1 protein-coding gene is annotated in these 1031 nt (G+C 63.7%); it reads right to left on the bottom strand.

The window, feature by feature from the left end; translation table 11 throughout:
- A partial coding sequence (locus CAG46_RS27470; RefSeq protein ID WP_085619582.1) for an acetolactate synthase large subunit occupies positions 1 to 1031 on the bottom strand: 1031 nt, incomplete at both ends.

A 1031-nucleotide genomic window follows, 5' to 3' on the forward strand; every position in this document is an offset into this window, starting at 1 on the left:
CGCTCACGCAGCTCGCTGTTGAGGATGCGGTCGTTCTCGCTGTAATCGACCGGGCAGTCGATCACGTGCACGCCCGGGGTCTTGATGCAGTGCTCCAGCAGCGGCAGCAGGCCTTCGGCGCTTTCCACGCGGTGGCCGTTGGCACCGTAGGCTTCGGCGTACTTGACGAAGTCCGGGTTGCCGTAGTCCAGGCCGAAATCGGTGAAGCCCATGTTGGCCTGCTTCCAGCGAATCATGCCGTAGCCGTCGTCACGCAGGATCACCACGGTGATGTGCATGCCTAGGCGTACCGCAGTTTCCAGCTCCTGGCTGTTCATCATGAAGCCGCCGTCGCCGCAAACCGAAATCACCGGGCGGTCCGGATGCACCAGGTGCGCGGCCATGGCCGATGGCAGGCCGGCGCCCATGGTCGCCAGGGCGTTGTCCAGCAGTACGGTGTTCGGCTTGTGCGCCTTGTAGTTGCGGGCGAACCAGATCTTGTAGATGCCGTTGTCCAGGGCAACGATGCCTTCGGATGGCAGCACGCGACGGATATCGGCGACCATGCGCTGCGGGTAGACCGGGAAGCGGTTGTCGTCGGCACCTTCGGCGATCTGCGCTTCATTGGCTTCACGGATCGCCATCAGGCGGGTGAAGTCCCAGTGTGTGGTGTCGGTCAGCGCTTCGCTGATCTGCCACACGGCGTTGGCGATGTCGCCGATCACTTCCACCTGCGGGAAGTACACGGCATCGACTTCGGCGGAGCGGAAGTTGATGTGGATGACCTCGGTGCCGCCACGGACCATGAAGAACGGCGGCTTCTCGATCACGTCGTGGCCGATGTTGACGATCAGGTCGGCGGCTTCGACGGCGCGGTGCACGAAGTCACCCGACGACAGTGCGGCGTTGCCCAGGAAGCGCGGGTGACGCTCGTCGACCACACCTTTGCCCATCTGGGTGGTGATGAACGGGATGCCGGTCTTGTCGATCAGCTGCTTGAGGACCTTGGCGGTCATCTTGCGGTTGGCGCCGGCGCCGATCACCAGGATCGG

The sequence above is a fragment of the Pseudomonas sp. B23(2017) genome, assembly GCF_002113725.1.
In the GTDB taxonomy this organism is placed as follows: domain Bacteria; phylum Pseudomonadota; class Gammaproteobacteria; order Pseudomonadales; family Pseudomonadaceae; genus Aquipseudomonas; species Aquipseudomonas putida_Z.